Source organism: Vibrio sp. V38_P2S17PM301 (genome assembly GCF_009904845.1).
Taxonomy (GTDB): Bacteria; Pseudomonadota; Gammaproteobacteria; order Enterobacterales; family Vibrionaceae; genus Vibrio; species Vibrio proteolyticus.
Map to the genome: position 1 here is coordinate 1 of NZ_WXWO01000087.1, position 23587 is coordinate 23587.

At 51.9% G+C, this 23587-nt stretch carries 15 protein-coding genes; 8 read left to right on the top strand and 7 right to left on the bottom strand.

Translation table 11 applies throughout. The features are described 5' to 3' along the window. Positions 1-7991: T1SS-143 repeat domain-containing protein (locus tag CAG64_RS18460; protein WP_237668436.1), on the top strand; the 7991-nt coding region annotated here is incomplete at its 5' end. A gap of 113 nt (positions 7992-8104) precedes the next feature. After that, a complete protein-coding gene (locus tag CAG64_RS18465; protein ID WP_161488360.1) occupies positions 8105-8938 on the top strand; it encodes a DUF6279 family lipoprotein in 834 nt (277 codons plus the stop codon). A 30-nt stretch (positions 8939-8968) separates the two neighbouring features. Here the strand turns inward: CAG64_RS18465 and nfsA are convergent, their stop codons facing one another. Next, positions 8969-9691 carry an oxygen-insensitive NADPH nitroreductase gene (nfsA, locus tag CAG64_RS18470; RefSeq protein WP_161453449.1) on the bottom strand — a complete coding sequence of 241 codons (723 nt, stop codon included), beginning with the start codon at positions 9689-9691 and terminating at the stop codon, positions 8969-8971. A gap of 134 nt (positions 9692-9825) precedes the next feature. Between nfsA and CAG64_RS18475 the strand changes: the two genes are divergently transcribed. The 3 genes from CAG64_RS18475 (at position 9826) to CAG64_RS18485 (ending at position 13293) form a co-directional block, all read left to right on the top strand. Further along, positions 9826-10509, top strand: a complete 684-nt coding sequence (locus tag CAG64_RS18475) for an MOSC domain-containing protein (protein ID WP_161453448.1) — start codon at positions 9826-9828, stop codon at positions 10507-10509. Between the two features lie 132 nt (positions 10510-10641). Beyond that, on the top strand, positions 10642-11409 hold the full coding sequence (locus CAG64_RS18480; protein WP_021706563.1) for a sulfite exporter TauE/SafE family protein: 768 nt from the start codon (positions 10642-10644) through the stop codon (positions 11407-11409). Positions 11410-11556: 147 nt separating this feature from the next. Further along, a complete protein-coding gene (locus tag CAG64_RS18485) occupies positions 11557-13293 on the top strand; it encodes a methyl-accepting chemotaxis protein (RefSeq protein ID WP_161453447.1) in 1737 nt (578 codons plus the stop codon). A gap of 53 nt (positions 13294-13346) precedes the next feature. On the opposite strand, the gene CAG64_RS18490 is transcribed toward CAG64_RS18485, so the two are convergent. The 4 genes from CAG64_RS18490 to CAG64_RS18505 all read right to left on the bottom strand — a co-directional run bounded on the left by CAG64_RS18490 (position 13347) and on the right by CAG64_RS18505 (position 17831). Next, positions 13347-14321, bottom strand: a complete 975-nt coding sequence (locus CAG64_RS18490; RefSeq protein WP_161488361.1) for a TAXI family TRAP transporter solute-binding subunit — start codon at positions 14319-14321, stop codon at positions 13347-13349. Positions 14322-14362: 41 nt separating this feature from the next. Next, entirely contained in the window at positions 14363-15184 is an 822-nt protein-coding gene (locus CAG64_RS18495; protein WP_161488362.1) for a 3-keto-5-aminohexanoate cleavage protein, read from the bottom strand. Continuing rightward, complete coding sequence (locus CAG64_RS18500) at positions 15181-16521, bottom strand: aspartate aminotransferase family protein (RefSeq protein ID WP_161488363.1); 1341 nt, start codon at positions 16519-16521, stop codon at positions 15181-15183. The genes CAG64_RS18495 and CAG64_RS18500 overlap by 4 nt, the downstream gene beginning before the upstream one ends. Before the next feature lie 125 nt (positions 16522-16646). Beyond that, positions 16647-17831, bottom strand: coding sequence for an MFS transporter (locus CAG64_RS18505; RefSeq protein WP_161488364.1), 1185 nt, complete (start codon positions 17829-17831; stop codon positions 16647-16649). A 151-nt stretch (positions 17832-17982) separates the two neighbouring features. On the opposite strand from CAG64_RS18505, the gene CAG64_RS18510 reads away from it, so the two are divergent. Continuing rightward, a complete protein-coding gene (locus tag CAG64_RS18510; protein ID WP_161488365.1) occupies positions 17983-18864 on the top strand; it encodes a LysR family transcriptional regulator in 882 nt (293 codons plus the stop codon). Here the strand turns inward: CAG64_RS18510 and CAG64_RS18515 are convergent. Further along, the gene (locus CAG64_RS18515; protein WP_161488366.1) at positions 18839-19957 is read right to left on the bottom strand and encodes a GNAT family N-acetyltransferase/peptidase C39 family protein; all 1119 of its coding nucleotides are present in this window, start codon (positions 19955-19957) and stop codon (positions 18839-18841) included. The genes CAG64_RS18510 and CAG64_RS18515 overlap by 26 nt on opposite strands. 72 nt (positions 19958-20029) lie before the next feature. On the opposite strand from CAG64_RS18515, the gene CAG64_RS18520 reads away from it, so the two are divergent. Together CAG64_RS18520 and CAG64_RS18525 are read left to right on the top strand one after the other, a co-directional pair. Then, on the top strand, positions 20030-21481 hold the full coding sequence (locus tag CAG64_RS18520) for a RimK family protein (RefSeq protein ID WP_161453440.1): 1452 nt from the start codon (positions 20030-20032) through the stop codon (positions 21479-21481). Between the two features lie 226 nt (positions 21482-21707). Continuing rightward, positions 21708-21899: a hypothetical protein gene (locus CAG64_RS18525; protein WP_021706554.1), complete on the top strand. Its 192-nt coding sequence runs from the start codon at positions 21708-21710 to the stop codon at positions 21897-21899. 29 nt (positions 21900-21928) lie between these two features. Here the strand turns inward: CAG64_RS18525 and exaC are convergent, their stop codons facing one another. After that, positions 21929-23449 (bottom strand): acetaldehyde dehydrogenase ExaC, encoded by a 1521-nt coding sequence (exaC, locus tag CAG64_RS18530; RefSeq protein WP_161488367.1) that lies wholly within the window; start codon positions 23447-23449, stop codon positions 21929-21931. Positions 23450-23587: the final 138 nt, after the last annotated feature.

A 23587-nucleotide genomic window follows, 5' to 3' on the forward strand; every position in this document is an offset into this window, starting at 1 on the left:
CCGCGACCGCCAATGGCGAGGCGGTGTTCACTCTGGTGATGCGCCCGGACGGCACTTACACCTTTACCCTGGAAGGGCCGATTGACCATGCGCCGGGCAGTGACAGCCTGACGCTGGACTTCCCGATCGTCGTGACGGATTTCGATGGCGACAGCGATACCATGACGTTACCTGTGACTATTGCGGACGATAAACCGTCGATTAATGCAATTGAATCGGGATCTGTGGATGAAGACGATTTGGTGGGTGGTTCTGACGGTAGCGATCCGACCAAAATTGGTGGCGCGTTTGATGTGACGGCCGGTGCGGATGGTGTCGACAGCTATCAGGTGGCTGATCTGTCTGAAGCGGTCAAAGATTTGCAATCGAATGGCCAGGACGTTGAGCTGATTGAAGTGAGCAGCAGCAATGGCGTAACGGTCTACCATGCGGTGACAACGGGTAGCAATGAGGTTGTGTTTGAGCTGGTCTTCGATGCCAACACCAATCGTTATGAGTTTGAGTTGTTGCAACCGATTGATCACCCTGATGCCAATGGTGAAAACGAATGGGTACTGACCATTCCGGTTACAGCAACAGATAAAGACGGCGATGTCTCCGATCCGGCAGAGTTGAAGATCACCATTGTGGATGATGTGCCATCGAACATTACGTCGAAGCCACTGGAAGTAGACGAAGACGATTTGCCAGGCGGCTCTGAGCTCAACAAAGACTCATTGGTTGCCAGTGGTGAGTTTACGACCGAAGAAGGTGCCGATACGGTGGTTTCTTACCAGATTGATCTGACTCAGGACGTACTCAATGGCATGACGTCGGGCGGTGAGTTGCTGGAGTTGAAACAAGTCAGCTCGACGGGTAATAACTTTGTTTATGACGCGGTGAAACCCGATGGTACGGTGATCTTTACCCTCAAACTCAATGCGGACGGCAGCTACTCACTCGAACTGAAAGGTCCGGTGGACCACTCAGCACAAGGTGAAGACAAGTTGCTGGTGGAACTGCCGATCATTGCCACTGACCGGGATGGCGACACCACTACAGGTCAGTTGGATATGACCATCGTTGATGATGTACCAACGCTGTACGACAACTCGATTTCCCGAGTGGAAGGCCAGGGTGGGAAAACAGTTCAAATGTTTAAAGATCCGGTTGAAGGGGATCTGGACTACGGCTCAGACGGCAGTGAAATCACCTCCTTCACGGCCGCGGAAGCCGATGTGTACTTTGTTGATGGCAATGGCGTGAAGCACGATGTTGTTGAGCTAAACGGCAGCAACGTTACCGTCGACGTCTACAAAACCGTTAATGGTGTTGAAACACAGGTCGGCACCTTGGTGGTGCGTACGGACGGTCGTATTACCTTCAATCCGGTTGAGAATCTGGATCACTCGCAGACTGACTCGATCGATTTTACGGTACAGGTTACCGCAACCGATGGCGATCAGGACACCACCACCGCAGATCTGGATATCAGTATTAAAGATCAGAATGCGACCATTGAATCGTCTTCGGTGAGCACGTTCGAAGATTCAGGACGTGATGGCACGATTGGGGCTCTTGATTCGGCCAACATTCAGGACAACCTGGATACTCTGGATCAGTCGCCAGCGAAAGTGAACTTGTCTGTTGATTTGCATGACCTCGACCGAGATGAATCTATCGGTCAGATCACCATCAAGAATGCCGATCAGATCCATGGTACGTTCTACTACAAAGACGCCAGCGGCGTGCTGCACGAACTGACCAAAGTGGGCAACACCTATGTGCTCAATGCGGATGATGTTGAGCAGTCAATGAACGGCACGGTAGCCACACTCGATAATCTCTATTTTGTACCGGACCGCAACTACGCCTCGAACGAGGGTGGTTTTGATGTGAACTTGACGGTGCAGATTCTGAATGAAGGTCAGGCGGACCATAATGTCAACGGCAAGCTGCACATCGACGTACAGAGTGTGGCGGACATTGCGACCTGGACCAGCGACAGTGACTTCCACTATGAAGTGGACGAAGACGCAGACAATGTTGCGCTCAATATTCAGGCCGAAACTCAGGACACCAGTAATCCGGAAGCGATTGTCTACGAGCTGAAGTTTGTAGAAGGCGGCGACAACGCTACGCTGGTTTACTCGGATGGTTCACCGATCCCGCAGCAGGCCGACGGCACTTATTTGGTCGACGCCAGCCGTATCGGTCAGGTTCAGGTTGACCCGGCAGACAATTTCTCCGGTCAGATCAAGCTCGATGTTACGGCGATCACCACTGAAAGCGAAAATGCAGTCAGCGGTAAAGAGTTGGCACGGTCGGAGACGGAACAGATTGTGATTGATGTGGCGCCTGTTGCCGATAAAGGCAGCTTCAGTGTCAATCGCATCAGTATCTTTGAGGACAATGCATCGCATCAGGATGCGGTTGATCCAACCACGGAACACGATCCCTTGCTTCTTAGCGAAGTGATTACCATGACCGCGTCGCCGGATGGCGATGGCTCAGAAAGCATGTTTGTACGTATTTCGGATTTTACTCTTGATGGCGTTACCATGATTTGGCTGGGTGATCCGGCAGATAATCCGATTCAGGAAGTCTTTGATGATCAGGGCAACCTGCTGTACTACGAAGTACCGGAAGCGTACCTGGATCAGGTTGAAGTGCTGCCGCCGCTCAATAGTAACGAAGACTTTTCGTTCAAAGTGGAAGGTATTGTCAAAGACACGGCCGACCTCTCGACCGGTACGGTGGTGGATGAAACCTCGTTGGGCTCGAAAACCGTTAATGTTGCAGTCAAAGGTGTGGCGGACATGCCGGACGTCAACGTGTCTGATGACGGCCCGACGCAATGGGAATCCATTGATGTAGACGGCGTAAAAGGCGTTCAGACCACGATTGAAGAGAACTCCGAAGCGCACATCAATTTCACCTTCGTTTCTGGTGAAGCGGCCGATACACCGCAGGATCACTCCGAAACGCTGTCGGTTGTCCTGTCCAACATCCCGGCGGGGGTGGAGATTTACGACAGCAACGGTCAGAACGTCAACTTGACGTTTGTCGGGTACGATGCGAACGGCGAACCTATGTATGAAGCCAATATCACCGGAGCCAATTTTGATTCCGGCATTGTGGTGCGCCCGACGCATTCATCAACTGAGAACATCAACATCACCGCCACCGTGGTGGTTACCGAAAACGACGGTCACACGCGCGAAGTGGAGACTCAGGTGGTGATCAAAGTCAAGCCTGTGATTGATGCGCAGGACGGCTACGTGGTTGGCTCAGAAGGTGACGAAGACACGCGCATTAATATTGACTGGCAGCCGACGCAGACTCAGAGCCCGGACAGTGATGAGTTCTTCACGCATCTTGAGATCGATGGCTTCCCGGCAGGCAGTACCGTGTTTGTCGATGGGCAACCAGTGGCACTGACCGCCGACGGAAAATTGATCCTAGAACCAAATCCAGGGGAAAGTGAGCAGGATTTCTCTGCGCGCATTACTCAACATGGCTATATTCAGGTTCAGCTGGAAGAAGACTCCAGTAAGGACTTTACGCTCAACACCTCGGTTAACGTGAAAGAGATTGACCACGAATACGTGGACGCCGGAAATCCGGGTGAAGGCATTGTCGAAAAAACCATTAGTGGCAGCGTCAATGTGACCGTGAACCCGATTGTTGAGCCGGAAAATAACACGGGCAATGATGCGACTGATGAAAAACTGGTGTTGACCCAGCCAGACGGCACGGTGATTCACACTGTGCAATCTGACGACAAAGGCAGCATCAGCTTTACCATCAATGATTCTGATGGCGGTGAGGCCGGAGCCAATATCATCAAGTACCAGGAGTTTGATCTGTCTTCCGATGAAGTGGTCACACAACTGGTGGTGCAATTTGATATTACCGATCCTGATGTGCTCAGCCAGCTATTGATCACTGGTGCGGTAAACGAAGGCAATGGACGCTGGGTCATTACCGATGAAGCGAACTTCTCAATCAAGGCGCCAGCCGGACTGGATTTAACGCCAAATGATTCCAGTGACAATAACCCAACCAGCAAAATTGGTATCACGATCTCTGCCCAGGTAAAAGACAGGGGTGAAGACTCGGTGGAAAAAGATTCCACGGAGGTCCGTGAGATGCATGTTGAACTAGAGTTCCCGACTGAATTGACACCCGTGGACAGCATCGCGGCTGACATTGTCTATGACGGCAACGGTATCGTGTCCGGGAGTGAAGACAACGAAATCGATCTCGGGGCTCAGTTAGGGTCGATGATATCTGTCAGCAACCACGATGATGTGGTTGATGAGCTGACCATTGTGATTGATGCCGGCGATCTGCCAGCAGGTAGCTACATTAGTTCTACGGATGTCGACTTTATCAACGGTAAGTACGTGTTCAAAGCCGGGGTCGACGCTGATGGTAACATTACCGGCCTGGATGGCTTAGTACTGCATTTACCCGAAGATTACTCTGGTGACTTTAAACTGCCGGTTCAGTTTGTTACCACAGATCAAGAGTCCGGTGATGAGAAATACGTCGTCGAAGAGATTCCGGTGCAGGTTTATCCACTGGCGGATGTACCGGATGCTGGCGATCAGCCGCTGGATACTAGCCTGGTGCCTGATTTCAGCGTCAACATCAAAGGTACCCTGGGCCTGGATGGGAACAAACAACCGACAGACTTGGACAACGACACTCCGACCAATGATGGTGTGGGGTACGAAGATGGCATTATCCAACTGGACTTCTCGGCTGATTTTGCCGATCAATCGACCAGTCTGACGGATGGCGGTGTCGAGAAACTGACCGAGATCACACTGACCATTCCAGACAGTGCCATGGGTGAATTCGTTGATGCAGATGGTAATAGTCTGGGCACGACGTTGACCTTCAGCGAAGCCGAGATCGACGCTGGCGCTCTGGACAATGTATTGTTTAAACCCGGTCCGAACTATCCGACGGGCAATGGCCAGAATACCGTGACGATCGAGATCAGCGGTAAGATCACAGACAGTGTCACGTTCGACGACACCACAGGTGAGACGCACAGCGATACCAAAGAGTTTGACAGCAGTGTTTCATTTGAAGTCACGCCAGTGGTAGATGACATCATCATTTCTGGTATGGATCCTGATCAACCGTTCGAAGTAGTGGGCGACGAAGACAGCTGGATTTCGCTTAACGATGGGGCTTCTGGTCTGACGGTGACACTGACCGATACCGATGGTTCGGAAGAATTTGTGTCGATGAAGCTGACCGGTGTACCGACCGATTTTGTCATCCAGTCAAATTCTCCCGATTTTGTGGTGAAGAACAATGGCAATGGTGAGTGGAGCATCCAGCTTAAGAATCCGGATCAAACCTCGATTGACCTGAGTGCGATTGAGATCAAACCGCCGAAAAACTTCAGTGGTGAGGTTGAACTTGGCCTAACGGTGTTTACTCAGGAAGAGTTATTGGGTGTTCCGACTGAACATACGGGCAGCTTCAAAGTTACGGTGAATCCGATCGGTGACATTGTGGATGTGGAACCGGATACCAATGTGTCAGGCCGTGAAGGTGAGAATATCGAAATCGATATCAAAGCGTCGGTAACGGACAATCAGGACTCGATTGGCGACAGTGGTAATGTCACCGAAAACAATCCGGAAACGCTGCGTCTGGAGATTTCCGGAGTGCCGGATGGCGCCTCTATTTCGCTGCCGGATGGCACATTGGGTGTCAATATGGGCGGTGGCGTTTGGGTACTGGAAGTCGATGCGCAGAGCCTGGATAGCATTATTTTCAATTCCGGTGATGCGAACAGCAACAACTGGGCCGAGTCGCTGCATGTTAAAGTGCAGTCGGTTGATACCGGCCTGGATGGGTCACAGAACCTGGGGCCTGCACAGGAGTTCGATGTCAACGTGAAAGTCGATGCGGTCAACGATCAGCCAGTGTTTAACGACATTACGGATGTTGAGATGACGGAAGACTCGACCATCCTTCTCAAGGACTTCACGATTGCTGACGTGGATGCCGAGCTGGATGATCCGAATGCGGAGTACGTCTTAACACTGCATGTTGACAGCGGCATTCTCAATCTGGATCCGGCGTTCCTTGGGAATCTGACCGTTAACGGTGACGGCACAGCATCAATCGAAATTCGTGGTACGGTCGACGAGATCAACAGCGCGCTGACTGGCGGACTGGTGATCTTCCAGCCGGAGCCGGACTTCAATGGTGACGTGAATGTATCGATGACAGTGGATGACCAGGGCAATGAAGGTGTGGTTATTCCTGGTGATGATTCAACCTCAAGCACCAACAGCGGCGGTTTTGTGATTACGGTGACGGAAGTGAACGATGCGCCAGAAACGTCATTGGTGTCGTTACCGGATGCGCTGGAAGATGGTGGTCCGGTGGTGATTACTTCCGACCAGTTGCTGGCCAATGCTACGGATGTAGAGAATGACAACCTGACGGTCAGTAATGTTCAGGTGAGCGATCCGGCGATGGGCACCGTTGTGTTTGACGCGGCGAGTGGTCACTGGGTATTCACTCCAGCTCAGGACTTCTATGGGACGGTGAGCTTCACGTACGACATTACCGATGACGGCACCACCAACGGTGTTGCAGATCCGCAGACGGTAGCTGGCAGCGCACAGATTGACGTCCTGGCAACCAATGATGCGCCGGTGATCGATGGCAGCGCGGTAACCAGCTCGATCATGGAAGACAGCGCGCAGAAAATCAGCGGGATCAGTGTCAGCGATGTGGACTATGATGCGGCTCATGTCAACGACGTGATTACCGTGACGCTGAGTATCTCGGACGGCGATCTGGACGTAGTGTTGCCGGCCGGCAGTGGTGTGACTCAGGGCTCTGGTTTGCCTGGTCAGGTGATCCTGATGGGAACGCTGGATGACATCAATGCAGTGCTGTCTTCGAATGACCCGGACAGTGGTGTGTTTGTCGATGCCAGCGAAGTTGCTTCGGATCAGATTGCACTGACAGTCAGAGCGGACGACAACGGTGTTTATTCACAAGTCGGCGAAGGTGCGCTGAGCGATGAGCAGACCTTTGATATTGATGTGCAGCGCGTGGCCGATACGCCAATCCTGAACATTGATCCGAATTTCAACTACGTCAAGCAGATCACCGCCAGCCAGAGCGTTAGTGCTCAGGGACTGGCATTGGTCGGCATTATGGCGGCATTGACCGATTTGGATGAAGTGCTGACGTTACAACTGAGCAATGTCCCGGCAGATGCCACGATCTCGAGCGCGGCGATCAGTTCCGGTATCAGTTTCGACGGAACGCATTGGATCGTACCAGCTGACGAAATTGATTCGCTGACCATTACTGGTGCGGGTCAAGGGATACACGATATCAGCGTGACGGCAATTTCGACCGAGAGCAACAATGATACGGCGGAGTCGGCACCTATCCATATCCAGTTAGAGGTGACCGGGGATGGCACAGATATCGATAAATCCGCAGCAACCGAAGACAGTTGGTTGTCGGGGGATGACTCCGGTATTCATCTGACGGCGGGCGACGGCAACGATCTGATTGAAGGCGGAGCCGGTAACGATACTCTGGTGGGGGGGGACGGCGATGACGTTTTGATCGGTGGTTTGGGATCGGACATTCTGACTGGCGGTGCCGGCAGCGATATTTTCCGCTGGACCGAAGACAGTGTGGATGGCGGTGTGACCGATACCATCACGGATTTCAGCATTGCTGAAGGAGACAGTATCGACCTGCGCGATGTGATTTCCGATCTCAAGACGGTGCCGATGGATCAACTATTGTCTGCGCTGTCGGATCAGATCGATGCGAGCTGGGATCAGTCGACCAACAATGTGTCACTGGAGATCACAACGGATAATGATGTGACGCAGACGATTGTGGTTGAAGATCTGGGTTCTCAGCTGGACTTCTCCAACATGAGCTCGACACAGATAGTGGATACCTTGTTGCAGAACAACATCATCCAACACGATATGTAACCCCGCTAAACGCCGCTCTTCAGAGCGGCGTTTTTTTTGCCTGGCATGAGACTGCCGGCGGGCTGCTATAGTGTTAAGCAGCAGCTCAAGTACATTTCAGGTGAGGACTCAACATGAACCCCAGGCTTGGTGCGTTATTGGTATTGGTTCTGCTGGCCGGATGCGGAACGCAATTTGTGTACAACAACATGGATTGGTTTGTTATCGATTACGTGGAAGATTACGTTGACCTGACCGATGAGCAGGAGACAGTGATCATACAGCGCGTTGATTTGTGGAAGGACTGGCTCAAACAAGAAGAGCTGCCTACGTACAAGGTGCATTTGCAACGGCTGGAGACGATGGAGCCTAGTCAGTTCACTCTCGCACAGCTTGAACGAGAAGAGCAGAGCTTTCAGCAGCATACTCAACGTTTGATCTCCCGCGCAGCGCCGGATGTGTACGCGCTGACTCGTCAGCTCAGTGATGAACAAGTGAATGAATTTATAGACAATCTGACTGACAAACAGGAAGCCTTTCGTCGCAAGCGCGAATCGCGCAGCGACAAGCAGCACCGAGAGCACTATCAAGAGCGGATCACTGAGCGTCTAGAGCAGTGGCTTGGCAGATTAAATGATCAACAACATCAGTTGATCCGCCAGTGGGCAAATGAGGTGGAAATTACCAGCCCAGCGTGGATAGAGCATCAGCGTCAAATGCGCAGTGAACTGCACACTCTGCTTATCCGGCGTGATGATCTCACCTATTTTCAACCCAGATTTAATCGGCTGATGTTCAATTACGACAGTTATTATTCAGATGAGCTGACTCAGAAGATGGCGTTTAATCGCAATGTGGCGCGGAAAAAACTGGTAGCCATAGTGCGTTCGATGAACTCACGTCAGACTCGGTATTTTCGCGATGAACTGAGCGAGTGGCGAGCGGTGTTTGATAAACTGGATAAATGAGGCCGATAAAGACACCGACCTCGACCAAGACTAGCGTTTGGCCAGCCCTTTGCGATTAAGGTAAGGCAGAATGTGTGGCCGCGACTCTCCGGCCAGTTTACTGGTGACCTGTTCGGACCAGGTTTCTGATTTCTGATTGCTGGACCGTTTGCCGTAGTAGTCCAGCATGGTTTGGTCATACGCCTCAATATCGGCGTGATCAAGCGTCTGATACTGATTTTCATGCATGATGACTTTGGCTGGCAGGCGTGGTTTCAGTTCCGGGTTTTGATCCGGATGCCCAAGACACATACCAAACAGCACCGCGGTATGCGCTGGCATACCCAGCAGCTCGTCGACTTCGTTCACACAGTTTCTCAGACCACCGATGTAAACACCGCCAAGCCCCAGAGATTCGGCGGCCAGCAGGCAGTTCTGCGCCATAATCCCCGCATCAATCGCTCCGATCAGCATCAGCTCGGTAAAGTCCGGTTTGACGTCATTGTTCAGTTCAAAATGACGTTGGTAGTCGATACAGAACACCAAAAATTCGGCCGCATTCTCTACGTAGGCCTGATCGCCGGCGAGATGGGCTAATGCTTTACGCTTTTCACTGTCCGTTACCCGAATGACAGAAACGACCTGCAGCATACTCGAAGATGATGCCGCCAGTCCCGACTGAATAATGGTATCCAGATCTGCTTTGCTGATAGGCTCGCCTGTGTACTTGCGAATGGAACGGTGAGAAAGAATGGTATCGATTACAGAATTCATGAACTTGGTTCCGGCATGTGATTGAGTTGTTAGATGACTTTATCCGGAAAAAACCGTGCTGTCGAGATATGTGCTTGTTTTCATTTGCTTAGCGGATTGAGTTACACTATGTGTTCCAGCACAAGGAGGCGGGCATGACCACATTTTATCTGACAGGCGTTTATCGCGGACAAGTGAAACAGAGCTATGGGATGACAACGGCGATGGATAAACAGCCGGTGTCCGAAGAGGTATTTCTGACCACCACGGGAATTGAAGGGGATGAATGTGCCGAAACCCGTTTCCACGGCGGCAGTGAACGTGCACTGCATCAGTATCCTTCCGAGCATTATGCGTACTGGCAAAGCAAGTATAAGACAGACGACCAGTGGCGAGCACCAGGCATGGGTGAGAACCTCAGCTCTGAGGGAATGACGGAAAAAACGGTCTACATCGGTGATCGCTATCGTTGGGGAGGCGCCATTATTGAAGTCAGCCAGCCACGCTCGCCTTGCTACAAACTGAGTAAACGTTGGGGTGTGGAGCAGTTTTCTGTGGATATGCAGGCCGTCAGTCGGTGTGGCTGGCTGTATCGCGTTATTCAGCCTGGCCGGGTGAGTGTCAACGCACCACTTGAGCTGATCGAACGCCCGGAGAACGCGATGTCTATTCGGCAGGTGTGCGAACTCTACTTTGGTGATCCGCTCAATCCTCAGGGGCTCGAAAAGCTGCTGGCTCAGAGTGCGCTCTCTCACAGCTGGAAAGAGAAAATTCTCAGCCGGATAGAGACAGGTGAGGTTGAAAACTGGAACTTTCGTTTATTAGGACACGCCGGATAAACGGATTTGAACAGGCAGGGGAAACCCTGCTTTTTTATGCGGGTTGCCCAATGTGAGGCGTGCCCTTGTGTCGGTCATGACACTACGTGTATCTTGATGATTCACATCTATTTAACAAGGACGACAGTGAGCATGGAGTGGCTTTTACTGTTTGTGGCCGGTGTGATCGGCGGCATTCTGAATTCAGTCGCAGGAGGGGGCAGTTTCATTACCTTTCCGGCGTTGATGTTTGTTGGAGTACCGCCCATTGCGGCTAACGCAACCAATACTTTTGCTGCATGTGCGGGTTATTTGAGCGGGGCATACGGTTTTCGTCGTGATATCCGCGAAGATCCGCGCGGTTTGCGCCGCACCGTGGTCTTCAGCACGTTCGGGGGCGCGTTAGGGGCATATTTACTGCTTAATACCCCGGAGCAACTGTTTCTGGAAGCGATTCCGTGGTTACTGCTTTTTGCAACGATATTGTTTGTGTGTGGCCGTCAGATCCATCAGTGGGTGACATCGCTGGCGGTTGAGCACAAACACGCGGGCCGCCTGGGAGCGGTGCTGTTGGCATTGTTGTTGGTCGCCGTGTCAGCGTATGGCGGTTTCTTTAATGCTGGTCTCGGTATTATTGTACTGAGTTACTTGTCGCTGGCGGGTTACCAAAACATCAATGTGATGAATGGGCTCAAGTTGCTGGTCTCGTCTTGCGTTGCCCTGATCGCCATCGTGATCTTTGTGTTGGATGGTTCGATTGACTGGCCAAGAGGTATCGTGGTGATGGTCGGTACACTGGTTGGCGGTTACCTGGCTGCCAGAGTTTCACGCAAGATTCCTCAACAGTATGTCCGTGGGTTTGTAACGTTATCGAGTATTGTCATTACCGTGTATTTCTTTTGGGATATTTATTTCCGCTAGCGCCTGTTTCATTGTTGAAACAATTGATTGTCAATATACTCATCACAGGATAGGATTTGCCGTTAAAGAATTTTTAACAATTGCCGATTGTTAGTTAAGTTGCCGGAGTGCAACGATTTTTAGTCACTTTTAAGGATGTAAAGTGTGATGGCCAATCTCTCTTTCAAAAATAAGATTATTGCGCTGATTGTCGCAATAATCACAACCACAATTCTTATTTCTTATCTCAGCGTTAACCATTTTATCAGCGCGTATATTCACCAGTCTGACACCAAAAATATCACGCACAATGTGAATTTGATTGGAGAAAAGCTCAATGATGAACTGGCATCGCGTTTGTCGCTGGCAACCAGCCTTAACTTTAGCATGATGGATATTGCCGATACGGCGGCCAACTCTGGCTTTGCCAAAATTGTTAAGGTGTTCAATGGTTACGCATTTGATGAAACCGGTAATATGGATGAGGCGCAGGGGCAAAAATACGTCGATTTAGCCCAGGCTCAAACCGCTGAACAAGCGATCAGCCCGGTCACAATCGACAATGGGGTGCCCACATTAACTTTCTCGATCAAACGTCCGGATGATTCGGTGGATTTTTTCGTCATGAATCTGGCTGAGCTGGGAGCGATGATCACCACTTTTTCGACTCAGGGCAGTTATGTTGAGCTCACCGCCGGGGAGACAGTGATCTTTTCCAACAAACAAAATGGCCACCTGATCCCAGTGGAACGCACAGTTGAAGTTGGCGGACAGCAGTGGAATCTGACGGGGTACATCGATACCGACAGCATTCAGGCCAACACGGATCAACTGAACTGGAAAATCACGCTGGCTTTAATGCTCAGTGCATTGGTGATCATCGTGTTGAGTGTGGTTTTGCTGCATGTTTCCTTTAAGCCGTTGCTACGTTTGCAAAGTGTGGTGGGGGAACTGTCTCAGGGCCACGGCGATCTCACTCAGCGCTTAACCGTTGAGTCTAAAGACGAAATTGGTCAGATTTCGGATGCCATCAACCGCTTTATCGCAAAGCTGCAAAGCATGTTTGAAGATGTGTCGGCATCGGCTCAGCGTATTGACGTCGCGGTGCAGGATCTCACCTTGCAGTCATCGTCCAATCTGACGACGTTGAACCAACACAACATCGAAACCGAGCAAGCGATCACTGCGATTGAAGAGCTGAGTGCGTCGGCCGGTTCGGTCGAGCAGAGCGCTGATCACGCCGCTCGCCTGACCGATACAACCTCTCAGTATGCGGAAGAGTCTAAACAGACCGTGGGCAGTGCGGTAGACAGTGTCAACCTGTTGGTCAGTCAGGTCAGCTCGATGTCGCAAACCATAGGGACCATGAGTCAGGATACTCAGCAGATCAGCTCGGTGCTTCAGGTTATTGGTGACATCGCAGAACAGACCAATTTGCTGGCGCTCAATGCAGCGATTGAAGCGGCGCGCGCTGGTGAGCAGGGGCGTGGCTTTGCGGTAGTGGCGGATGAAGTTCGTGCGCTCGCGGCACGAACTCAGGACAGTACGTCGCAGATCAACGATATGTTGGCCAAACTGAGATCAACCACCGATACGGTCGTCAACGAGATGGAAACCACACGCAATCGCTGTGAAGAAACCGCGTCACGTACCAATCAGGTGATGGACTCACTCAATACGGTCACCGATTCAGTAACGGACATCAACCAATTGAACGCGCAGATGGCGACTTCAGCACTGGAACAGAAACAGGTGACGGACGAAGTGAGCCGCAACATGGCAGCGATTCAAGAGATCATCCGTCAGCTCAATCAGAATGCATCGGACAGCCGCCTGGTTGGCGAAGAGCTGAGCACTACTTCGGAGTCACTCAGCCGTATCGTCGGGCGTTTTAAAATCCGTTAAATAGAAAAACAGCGCCATCCCAGAGGATGGCGCTGTAGCATTCGTCGGGAGTGCTATTTCATCAACCCGGCTTCTTTGTAATATTTGATCGCACCCGGATGGAGTGGGGCAGACAAACCGTCTTTGATCATCTCTTCTTTTTTCAGATTGGCAAACGCCGGATGCAGTTTTTTGAAATCTTCAAAGTTATCAAACACCGCTTTGACAATCTGATACACCACAGCTTCAGGGACTTTACTTGAGGTGACAAAGGTCGCACCGACACCGAAGGTCATCACGTCATCTGGATTGCCGTTATACATACCGCCTGGGACGGACGCAACACGATAGAAGCTGTTGTCTGCCACCAGCTTGTCGACATTCGGTCCGGAAACTTCGACAATTTTGCTGTCACAAGAAGTGGTGGCCTCTTTAATCGCGCCACTCGGATGGCCGACGGTGTAAACCATCGCATCAATTTTGTTGTCACACAGCGCTTTAGACTGCTCTGCGGCTTTCAGCTCGGAGACCAGTTTAAAGTCATCGTTGGTCCAGCCATACTGCTTCATCAGGACTTCCATGGTGCCTCGCTGACCAGAACCTGGGTTACCGATGTTCACTCGTTTACCTTTGAGGTCATCAAACGTTTTGATACCGGCATCACTGCGCGCGACGACGGTAAAGGGTTCCGGGTGAATCGAGAAAACCGCGCGCAGATCTTTGAACGGACCCGCATCAGCAAATTCACTGGAGCCGTTGTAGGCATGATATTGCCAGTCAGACTGAACAATCCCCAGATCCAGCTCACCAGAGCGTATGGTATTCAGGTTGTAAATTGAGCCGCCGGTGCTCTCCACTGAACATCGTACCCCGTGCTCTTCGCGGGATTTATTCACCAGGCGACAGATGGCGCCACCGGTCGGGTAATACACCCCCGTCACCCCACCCGTCCCTATGGTGACAAATGTTTCTTCGGCCGAGGCACTGAAAGCGGTACTGACCATCAACGCTGTGGCAGCGGCCGTGATCACTGATTTGATTGATTTCATGATCCTTCCTTATTCCAATGTTCATCCATAATGATGCCAATTCAGCTTACCAACTGCTGGCGCAAACCTTCGGCATCCAGTGTTTGTATGTTAAGTGAGTGCAATATTTGCCGCATCGACGCTACCTGCTCCGCGTTACTGATGGCTGGCTGACCAGACAACGTCAGGTGATTGTTCTCGAACCCCACCCGAACATCGCCCCCCAAAAGGGCACCCGCGGTAAGGCACTGCGCTTCCTGACTGCCAAACGCACATACAGCCCAGCGGCACTTCAATTGTGAGAAGTAGGGGCTGAAAAATGGCAGCAGATCCTGCGGCTCGGATTGCTGATTTTGGTGATACCTACCTAAGACTAGCAAAAGGTGATGTTTTTGCTCAGGAAGTAACCCATTCTGAACCAAGCGCACATACTCGGCGAGCTCTGGCGGGGAGTAGAGGATGTATTGGGAGAGGATATTCTGGCTGGCGACCCAGTGAAAGAAGTCACTGGCTTGAGGAATGTGTTCCTGCGTGGGGATCAGCTCTTTGAGCGCAAATGAGGCGGCTTCTGGCCGTACGGCCCGGATCAGAGCCATTTGTTGCTCGGGCGTGTACTGACCGACCGCTTCCGTGGTGAGCTGGACGATCATGCTGTCACCCACCGCCTGTTTGACCTGCTGATAGACGGCCTGGTTGTCGTTGATGGTCAGCGAATGTGCACCTTGTGGATCGCGAGCGTGTAAGTGGATCATGGCGGCGCCGGCATCGCGGCAGGCGACAGCTTCTGCACGAATTTCACTGACCGAAACGGGGAGCGCTGCATGGTGCTGCTTAGTCTTACGTGCTCCGGTTGGCGCGACGATCATCGCGATGCTATGAGTCATTGCAGGCCCTCCAGCTCATGAAACACCTGACGCAAGGTTAGATAGAGTTTGTCGATCAGTTCATCGATTTCGCCGTCTTCGATGATGAAGGGGGGGGCGAGTAGAATATGGTCGCCACGTCGTCCGTCGATGGTTCCGCCCATCGGATAGATCATCAGGCCGTTGGCCATTGCTTGAGCTTTGATGCGTTTGTGTACCGCCAGCGGTGGAGGAAAAGGCGCTTTGCTGGCTTGATCTGACACCAGTTCAATGCCGATAAACAGCCCTCGACCACGAATATCCCCCACATTGGGCAATTTGCCTACCGTCCAGCGTAGCTTTTCTTTGAGCTGGTATCCTTTTGCCCGGACGTGCTGCAACAGATCATTATCGACAATGCATTTCACAGTAGCCAACGCCGCGGCGCAAGCCATGGGGTGACACATAAAGGTATGCCCGTGCTGGAAAAAACCGCTCCCTTCAGCAATTGCCTGATAAATCGGTTCGGCAACCAGCACGGCACCGATGGGCTGATACCCTGCGCCTAGTCCTTTTGCGATAGTCACCAAATCCGGGATGATGTCATCCTGCTCGAAGGCATAGAAAGTCCCGGTTCTTCCCATCCCGCACATTACTTCGTCCAGGATCAGCAACACGTCGTATTGGTCGCAGATTTCGCGGATACGTTGAAAGTAACCTTTGATCGCCGGCAGAGCGCCTGCCGTCGCACCAACAACCGGCTCAGCAACAAACGCCATGATTTTTTCAGCCCCGACCTCAAGAATGCGTGCTTCCAGCTCATTGGCGACCCGCAGTGCGTACGCCTGTTCGCTTTCATCTTCACGTTGATCCCGGTAGCTGTAACAAGGAGCAATGTGGTGAGCGGGCGTTAACAGCGGGCGAAACTGCTCGCGCCGCCATTCATTGCCTCCGACAGCCAGAGCTCCGAGTGTGTTGCCGTGGTAACTTTGCCGGCGCGCAATAAATTCGCATTTCTCCGGCTGACCTTTTTCCAGAAAATATTGCCGGGCCAGTTTCAATGCGCTTTCCACCGCTTCAGAGCCGCCGCTGACGAAGTAGACATGATTGAGCGGTTCAGGTGCCAGTTGACACAGGAGGGTCGCCAGCTCTTCGGCAGGCTGATTGGTGAAAAAGCCGGTATGGGCAAACGGAATGAGCTCCATTTGTTGGGCGATAGCGCGTTTGACGCTGTGATTGTCATGGCCGAGATTGGAAACCGCCGCACCGCCACAGGCATCCAGATAGCGCTTGCCTTCAGTATCGAACAGATAGACGCCCCGACCTGAAGCGATCATGGGCAGTGTGGAATGACAGTGACGATGGAATACGTGCGACATGGAAACTTCTCCTGCAAATCCCGCGGTGTTATTAGCAGAATAGTCGATAGTTTCACCTGCGTAGCCACAGAACGTAAAAAGCGGCAGCAAATCACTGTGCGGCCGCATTGAATACCTTAACCCGCTTAGCGTTGTGGGCTAGCCTGTGGAAGGCTCCGTTTGTCCAACGTACCGCTCAGACGGGTCATCAGCAGGGCGATAAGTACGATCAGCGCACCAATCCAGGGAGTATCCATCAAGTCGGCGTGTTCTACGATCAGGCCACCTCCCCAGGCGCCCAGCGCGATACCGACATTGAAGGCCGCGATATTCAGGCCAGACGCCACATCCACGGCATCCGGGGTATAACGCTCTGCCAGTTTGACCACGTAGACCTGCAAGCCTGGTACGTTACCAAAGGCGAATGCCCCCCAGATTAAGATGGTGAAGACCGCACCAAATGGAGAGTGCGCGCTGAATGTCAGTGCGATCAGTACCGCAGCCAGACCAGTAAAGATCAGGGTCAGGGCTTTAATTGGCCCGTGCTGGTCGGCCAGACGGCCTCCCCAGATATTCCCGATGGCGACGGAAACCCCGTAAACCAACATAATCAGGCCGACGGATCCCGCACTGAAACCGGCCACTTCTTGCAGAATCGGCGCCAAAAACGTAAACGCGGTAAAGGTACCCCCGTAGCCCAGTGCAGTGATGGCATAAATCAACAGCAGCCTTGGGTGAGTCAGGACTTTCATTTGGGCTGAGAGTTTGGTGACTGGCGGTTGTTTCAGATTCGCAGGTACCAGAAACGCACTGCCGGCCAATGCGATGATGCCGAGAATGGCTACAGTGAGAAAGGTGGCTTGCCAGCCCAGCGTTTGACCAATATAGGTGCCAAGCGGCACACCTGTCACCAGCGCTACGGTGAGCCCGGTGAACATGATCGCGATGGCGCTGGCGGCTTTGTCTTTGGCCACCAGTCCGGTTGCAATGGTTGAGCCGATGGAAAAGAACACCCCGTGCGCCAGACCTGTCAGTATACGAGCCAGAATCAGAGTGTTGTAACCTGGAGCTTGCCAGGCGAGCAGGTTCCCGGCAACAAACAGGCTCATGACACTCAGCAGAACGGCTTTGCGATTCCAGCGACTGGTCAGGGCAGTCAGGACGGGCGCGCCGACCGCAACCCCCAGCGCATAGAGACTGACCAATAAGCCAGCAGAGGGCAGGGAAACGTGCAAATCCGCGGCCATGGTCGGAATCAATCCGACGATGACAAACTCGGTTGTCCCGATGGCAAACGCACTCAGGGTTAAGGCAAAAAGAGCTAAAGGCATAAAAAGTGACCTCATTCAGTGAAACGCGGTGTGAAACACCTGCGGTTAAGTGAGAGGTATTATTGAGAAGTTTTTCTTTGTCAAAAACAGTGTTATTTACAAATAACTTTTGTTATTATTAGAAAAATTCAATATTGATCTGGAGAGAAGCATGTTAACCCGTTCTGACGATCTGGAAATTTTGCTGGCGGTAGTCGACAGCGGTGGATTCTCGGCGGCGGCAGACAACCTGGATGTACAGGTAGCCCGTGTCTCCCGAGCCGTCAGCAAACTGGAAAAGCAGCTTGGTGTGACGTTGCTTAACCGCACCACCAGAAGAGTAGAGCTGACCGATGAAGGGCGTCAGTTCGTCGATACCGTCCGGCGTGGTTTGCTTCTGATTCAGCAAGCGGAAGAAGAGGTCATTGCCCGGGGTGAACGGCCGAAAGGACGTTTGCGGGTGGACGCGGCGAGCCCGTTTGTGTTTCATCAGCTGATTCCTTTGATCAAACCTTTTAAACAGGCGTACCCGGACATTGAGCTGGAGCTGTCGTCAAATGAAGGCTTTGTCGACTTGCTGGAAAAGCGTACCGACATTGCCATTCGTATCGGCGACTTGAGTGACTCGACCTTGCATGCCCGTCCTCTGGGCACCAGCCAACTGTTTATCGTGGCATCGCCAGCGTATCTACGCCAACGTGGTGTGCCAGCCACAGCGACAGATCTTTCGCATCATGAACGCATCGGTTTTGTCGGGGCGCGTAATCTGAATCGCTGGCCACTGCAAGGCGCCGGTTACATTGAACCGACCATCAGTTCGAGTAATGGTGAAACCGTGCGTTTGCTGGCTCTGGAGGGCAATGGGATTGCTTGTTTGTCCGGGTTTATGGTTCAGGAAGATATTGCCGCGGGCCGTTTGATTGCGCTGCTGGAGCATGAATATCAGCCGATATCCGGCCGCGAGCAGGTCAACGCGGTATATTACAAATCTTCGTCGGTGGCGCGGCGAATATCGGCGTTCATTGATTTTATTCAACCGGCGCTGAAGCTGTAGCTTCGGTGGCTGGTTCAATCACAACACACGCGGTGTGTTTTTGCTTTCCAAACCCCAGGATCTGCGTCAGCAGGCGCTTGCCCACGGGCACGTACGCAGAGGCAACGGTGTCTTTTTCTGACGGTGCATGGGGATCATGGATGAAGAAAAACTGCTCGTTCATCCCGCTCAGTATCACCCAATGCGGCTCTTTTTTACCATCGAAACGGTAAGTGCTGATGAGCAGGAGCACGCAGGCACCCTGGCTTACCCAATGCTCCAGAATGGCTTGATTGGGTGGGGATGCAATCGTGGCCACGTCCTGAGAGAGCAACTGATGGCAAAAATCCTGATGAACGATCTCTATCACGTCTTTCTTGTTGGGATCGCGCACACTGTCAATAAACGGAGTGCTCTGAGACTGGCTCCACAGTTCGACATGGTAGCCGCGTTTTGCGGCCGCCAGTGCCAGGCCTTGCCCACTGCACCCGCCGTGCCCCGCCGCCATAAAAATGGTAGTGGCTTCACGCCACAGTTGCAGCTCGTGTGAACGACTCGGTTGATAGTGAGGATCCAGGCAGGCAAAGCTCATCAGCAGACAGGCTGCTCCACAGGTAAATGGTGTGGTTTGGATGTAGAGTGGCATTGGCAGCGTTACGCTCGGGCCTTGTGGCGACAGGCGTTTTTGCATTCGTAGACCATCACACAGATCATCGTAATAATGCACCAGAAAACGCAACGTTTTAAAGCCTAATTTTTCATACAATTTTATCGCCGACGTATTGTCTTCGCGCACTTCTAGTCGTAATGTAATGCAACCTTGATCAAGAGCAGCACGCTCGCATTGTTCAATCAAAGATTGCGCAATTCCCCGGCCTCTGAAATCAGGTTTAACGGCAATCGAATACAATCTTGACAGCTGTGTACCTTGATGAAATAGCAACAAAGCGTAACCCGCCAGAGAGCCCTTATCTTCAGCAACGAAAATCATGGCTTGACCTGACTGTAGGAAACGCTTCATTTGACGTGGAGAAATTTTATCTCCGTCAAACAGGGTGTTTTCCAGTTCGTTAAGAGCGGAGAGGTCTCGAGAGAGAGCTAGGCGGATGTCCATCCGTATTCCTTAAACAAGGCACGCACGATTGCCTCGCGATAATAAACCTATTGCAATAGGAAAAATACACCAATGGCAAATCTTTTAATCGTGACTGACAGCACCAGTGACTGGCAGGATTATTTCCCGTCTGAACAGGTGGTGAGTGTGGATCAGTACCTAGGTGGGCAGTGGCCTGCTGGGCACAAAAATGTGCAGGTAGTGAACTTGTGTCGTGATTATCATTACATGGGTAGCGGTTATTACTGCTCCTTGATGGCGGAGGCCCGGGGTCACCGGGTGATCCCGAGTGTAATGGCGCTAAATGACATCAACCAGCCGTTTCTACTCTCTTCTGGCAATTTCAAAGCCCATAAATTGCCGCAGGAGCTCAGCGAAATACGCTGTAAGATTTATTTCGGTCGCACCGAACAGGTGGGGCTGGAAAAACTGGCGAAGCGCCTGTTTGAACAGTTTATGGTTCCAGTGATAGAACTGGAAATGACCCAACTCAACGGCCAGTGGCAAATTGCCAGAATAGCGCCGTCCGCCTTTCAGGATCTGGCGGGGAATGAACAGGATATGTTCATCGCGGCGCTGGAGCAATTCTCGACCAAAATATGGCGCAAGCCTAAGTTGGAGAAAAAGGCACGTTACGACATTGCCATGCTGGTGGATGCGGACGAAAAAATGCCACCGTCTGATGCCTCGGCACTGAAGCATTTTCGCAAAGCGGCCAGCCGTTTAGGGATGAATCTGGAAACCATCTCTCCGGACGACATCAGCCGGTTGGGGGAGTTTGATGGGTTGTTTATCCGTGCGACCACCAACATCAGCAACTACACTTACCGATTTGCTAAGTCGGCTGAAAAGTTAGGGCTGGTGGTCATGGACGATTCCGAGTCTATCATGAAGTGCACCAACAAAGTCTTTCTGACGGAATTGCTGCACCGACACAAAGTACCAGCGCCTCAAAGTGTCATCATTCAGGGTATGGATCCGGAATGGAAACGGCATCTGCTGGCGCAGCTGGCGCTGCCGATGGTACTGAAGATTCCGGACGGGGCGTTCTCGCGCGGGGTGGTGAAAGTACGCACAGAAGCCGAACTGGAAAAAGAAGCGGCGGCGCTGTTTGAAAAAAGCGCTCTGATTCTGGCTCAGGCCTTTATGCCGACCGATTTCGACTGGCGCATTGGCGTGATGAACCGTCAGCCGATTTATGCCTGTAAGTACATGATGAGCCGTGGACATTGGCAAATATACCAGCATCACAGCAGCGGCCGGGTTTCTTCCGGCGGTTTTGAGACACTTGATTTGAAACAGGTGCCTAAAGCGGTAGTGGATGTGGCGGTAAAAGCGGCCAACCTGATTGGTGGCGGCTTATATGGTGTGGATCTGAAAGAAATTGACGGTCAGGTTTACGTGATAGAAGTGAATGATAACCCGAGCATTGACCGTCATGTTGAGGATGCGTTCCTCGGCGATTTGCTTTACGACCGGATCATGACTGAGTTTTTGCGTCGTATTCAGATGCGGGGTTTCTGATCATTGGTTCTATCTCAAGCCCGGTCTCAGACCGGGTTTTTTATGATTCGAACGTAATGATTTGTCTGGTTTATATATATGGAACGCCATTCTATTTTTTGTGACTCAAGCGGGAAATTAATAGTAAACAGGATGAATACTCGGCAAGGTTGTGCAAAATATCATCAGAACGTTCTTAGCCGAACGAGGTTAGAGTATTCTCAACGTCTGATTGACAGGAGGCACTATGAGCAGAAAACTCGGTCGAGTTATGTCCGGCAGCCGGATGATCACGTTTGTTGCCTTTGTGACGGCCGTATTAGCCTGGGTATTGGAAATGCCTGCGCTGTTTACCGTGTCGGTCGCTGCTTTGGTGGTCGGTGGCATACTTTTTATCAGAGACAAGCGTCGTCAGTCTAACGATGAAAAGAGCGCCTGATGGCGCTCTGTTTTGGCCGCTTCTATTCTTCAGAAGAAACCGAGTGGATTGACATCGTAGCTCACTAGCAAATTTTTAGTGTTCTGATAGTGGTCGAGCATCATCTTGTGGGTTTCCCGGCCAATTCCGGATTTTTTGTAACCGCCGAACGCGGCATGAGCCGGATAGGCGTGGTAACAGTTAACCCAGATTCGGCCCGCTTCAATCTTACGTCCCATGCGGTACGCTTTGTTGGCATCCCGTGTCCATACGCCGGCTCCTAGCCCGTATTCAGTGTCGTTCGCGATCGCCAGCGCTTCGGCTTCGTCTTTAAATGTAGTTATCGCAATCACCGGCCCAAAGATCTCTTCCTGAAAAACACGCATCTGATTATTGCCCTTGAGCATTGTTGGCTGAATGTAGAAGCCATCACTCAGATCGTCTTTCTGCGGCGCAACGTTACCGCCGATCAATACTTCGGCACCTTCCTGGCGGCCAATTTCAAGATAACTGAGGATTTTATCGAATTGTTCCTGAGAGGCTTGCGCGCCGACCTGAGTCTCCGTATCGAGCGGGTTACCCTGTTTGATGGTCTGAGCCCGCTCAATGACTTTGGCGATAAACTGGTCGTAGATGGATTCATGGATCAGCACCCGCGACGGACAGGTACAGACTTCCCCCTGATTGAAAAAGGCCAGCAAGATGCCCTCAATGCATTTGCTGAGGTACTCATCTTCGTGATCAAATATATCTTCAAAGTAAATGTTGGGTGATTTGCCGCCCAGCTCAACGGTGGAAGGAATCAAATTTTCCGCGGCGCATTTGAGGATGTGATGGCCGACGTCGGTCGAGCCTGTAAAGGCCAGCTTCGCGATACGGTTGCGGGTGGCCAGCGCCTGACCCGCTTCCGAACCGAAACCGTTGACCACATTAATGACGCCCGCCGGGATCAGATCGCCGATCTTTTCCATCAGAATCAAGATCGAGGTCGGAGTTTGTTCTGCCGGTTTCAGCACCACGCAGCAACCAGCAGCCAGCGCGGGTGCCAGCTTCCAGGCGGCCATCAACATTGGGAAGTTCCACGGAATGATCTGGCCGACTACGCCGACCGGTTCAGGAAAGTGATAGCTCGCTGTGGTCGCGTCCAGCTCAGCGGCACTGCCTTCCTGAGCCCGAATACACCCAGCGAAGTAACGAAAGTGATCCACCACCAAAGGTAAATCCGCAGCGAGTGTTTCTCGTACTGGCTTGCCGTTTTCCCATGTTTCAGCCACGGCCAGCTCTTCCATGTGTGTCTCAATCCGGTCCGCAATTTTCAGCAAAATATTGGCTCGCTCGGTGACGCTGGTTGCGGCCCATTGCGCCCGGATACCGTGCGCGGCATCCAAGGCCAGATTGATATCGTCTTCCGTAGATCGGGCGACCTTGCAGTATGGTTTCCCGTTCACCGGTGAACAGTTGTCAAAATACTCACCTGTGACTGGTTGGCGCCACTCACCTCCGATGTAGTTATCGTAATGACTTTTAAATTCAATCACTGAGCCGGCTTGGCCGGGTTGCGTGTAAATCATGGTTCGATCCTTCTCGTTTGTGTTTGCGTTTTTTGTTGTTTAGTGTGCGCATCGCACATGTTCCATCTCTGTTTAAAACGCAAATCACAGGCCAGACTGAGAATATTTGTTGTTAAAAAAATGTAACGCTATGATTAA

What these genes read in the sequence shown, in the direction of transcription:
- CAG64_RS18515 (WP_161488366.1), bottom strand. Translation starts at nt 19,957, where the DNA reads ATGGACATCCGCCTAGCTCTCTCTCGAGACCTCTCCGCTCTTAACGAA.
- CAG64_RS18525 (WP_021706554.1), top strand. Translation starts at nt 21,708, where the DNA reads ATGAGCAGAAAACTCGGTCGAGTTATGTCCGGCAGCCGGATGATCACG.
- CAG64_RS18465 (WP_161488360.1), top strand. Translation starts at nt 8,105, where the DNA reads ATGAACCCCAGGCTTGGTGCGTTATTGGTATTGGTTCTGCTGGCCGGA.
- CAG64_RS18500 (WP_161488363.1), bottom strand. Translation starts at nt 16,521, where the DNA reads ATGTCGCACGTATTCCATCGTCACTGTCATTCCACACTGCCCATGATC.
- CAG64_RS18485 (WP_161453447.1), top strand. Translation starts at nt 11,557, where the DNA reads ATGGCCAATCTCTCTTTCAAAAATAAGATTATTGCGCTGATTGTCGCA.
- CAG64_RS18505 (WP_161488364.1), bottom strand. Translation starts at nt 17,831, where the DNA reads ATGCCTTTAGCTCTTTTTGCCTTAACCCTGAGTGCGTTTGCCATCGGG.
- CAG64_RS18490 (WP_161488361.1), bottom strand. Translation starts at nt 14,321, where the DNA reads ATGAAATCAATCAAATCAGTGATCACGGCCGCTGCCACAGCGTTGATG.
- exaC (WP_161488367.1), bottom strand. Translation starts at nt 23,449, where the DNA reads ATGATTTACACGCAACCCGGCCAAGCCGGCTCAGTGATTGAATTTAAA.
- CAG64_RS18480 (WP_021706563.1), top strand. Translation starts at nt 10,642, where the DNA reads ATGGAGTGGCTTTTACTGTTTGTGGCCGGTGTGATCGGCGGCATTCTG.
- nfsA (WP_161453449.1), bottom strand. Translation starts at nt 9,691, where the DNA reads ATGAATTCTGTAATCGATACCATTCTTTCTCACCGTTCCATTCGCAAG.
- CAG64_RS18520 (WP_161453440.1), top strand. Translation starts at nt 20,030, where the DNA reads ATGGCAAATCTTTTAATCGTGACTGACAGCACCAGTGACTGGCAGGAT.
- CAG64_RS18495 (WP_161488362.1), bottom strand. Translation starts at nt 15,184, where the DNA reads ATGACTCATAGCATCGCGATGATCGTCGCGCCAACCGGAGCACGTAAG.
- CAG64_RS18510 (WP_161488365.1), top strand. Translation starts at nt 17,983, where the DNA reads ATGTTAACCCGTTCTGACGATCTGGAAATTTTGCTGGCGGTAGTCGAC.
- CAG64_RS18475 (WP_161453448.1), top strand. Translation starts at nt 9,826, where the DNA reads ATGACCACATTTTATCTGACAGGCGTTTATCGCGGACAAGTGAAACAG.